The sequence below is a fragment of the Pseudonocardia sp. TRM90224 genome (genome assembly GCF_021245725.1).
Classification (GTDB): domain Bacteria; phylum Actinomycetota; class Actinomycetes; order Mycobacteriales; family Pseudonocardiaceae; genus Pseudonocardia.
In genome coordinates this window covers 1-1,270 of record NZ_JAJGSX010000104.1, presented here as the reverse complement: position 1 = coordinate 1,270, position 1,270 = coordinate 1, and the positions used below count along the sequence as shown (strand labels likewise).

The 1,270-nt window shown below is 68.0% G+C and carries 1 protein-coding gene; it reads right to left on the bottom strand.

Annotated elements, in window-relative coordinates:
• Nucleotides 1-742: 742 nt before the first annotated feature.
• Entirely contained in the window at nucleotides 743-1,165 is a 423-nt protein-coding gene (locus LL648_RS43585; RefSeq protein ID WP_232668861.1) for a hypothetical protein, read from the bottom strand.
• Nucleotides 1,166-1,270: the final 105 nt, after the last annotated feature.

Below are 1,270 nucleotides of genomic sequence, written 5' to 3'. Positions count from 1 at the left end.
CACGGCCCGACTAGAAATCCCGCACCGATCATGCCACCAAGGTCGATTACCAGCCCTCATGAATCACCGGGGCTAGGGTGATAGCAGGAAGCGCTCCCGAAAGAAGGTCCCGATGTCTGTCACCGGTCCCGCGGCGCCTCCCACCTCGCCGGCCACGGCAACCACGGCAGCCCTACGTTTGGCTGCGGAACGCGGTGACGCCGTCGCCGTCGCCGAACTCTGGCACCCGAGGTCGTCTTTCGCTCCCCGATGACGACGCGCGCACGCTTCGAGGGCAAGGCCGAGGTCACCGCCCTGCATCGCGACATTTTCGCCGTGCTCGAGGTCCTCGACACCACTGAGCCGCTCGTACTCGGTGACACCCGAGCGTTCACCTTCCGAGCCCGTGTGCGCGGCACAGAAGGCGAAGCAGTCCTGCTGGCGCGCTGCAACGAGCAGGTCCAGATCGTCGAAATCACGATCTTCGCGCGTCCCTTGCCAACCCTCGCGACGCTGTTCGCTGCCCTCCCGCCCAGGGTCTCAGCGAGGGCGGCGCGGACGCATACATGGCGCGCTCGCGGCGATCCTGAGCCGGCCGCCGCTCGCGGTCGTGCTGCGCACAGCGGACCGCTTCGTCCCCTGGTTCCTGTAGCTCACGGAGTCACTGCGTCCGGTTTCACTGCAACGCCAGCCGTGCCTGAAACTCAGACCGACTTGACAACTGGCAGCTCGAGGTCGCGAACCTGAGCGCTAGGCTTGATCTTTAACCTGTGCGCTGTTGTCGTGCGGTGATGGTGCGGTCGCGTTTGACGGTCTTGCCGACGTCGCAGCTGGTCGCGGGGTCTCGATTGCGGGAGCCGGGTGGGCGCCAGGGGCCGGGTCGGCTGGGTTTGGGTGCGTGGGCGGGGAGCAGGGTCGTCGGGCGGATGTTCCGAAAGCTGCGCCGGACCCGGGCCGGGGTGAGCCGGCCTGGGGCAGCGGGTTGTTCCCAGGGGCGGCGCAGGTCAGCGGCGAGTGGTCGGGCCAGGCGGAGTTGGGCGTGGGCGGCGATGATCAGCCAGGTCCAGCGGTCGGCGGCTTCGGGGGTGCGGATCTTCGGGCGGGTCCAGCCGAGGGTCTGCTTGAGCAGCCGGAAGGTGTGTTCGAGGTCGAAGCGGCGCAGGAACGAGTGCCACCAGCGATCCATGTCAGCAGCGGTGGCGCCGGTGAACCGAGGGGCGTGTCACGCGAACGGTGTAAGCCGCGGGTGGACCAAGATCGACCGCTGTGATCGACATGGCGGTCGGGAAGG

Coding starts and splice junctions, on each gene's coding strand:
- LL648_RS43585 (WP_232668861.1), bottom strand. CDS start 1,165: ATGGATCGCTGGTGGCACTCGTTCCTGCGCCGCTTCGACCTCGAACAC.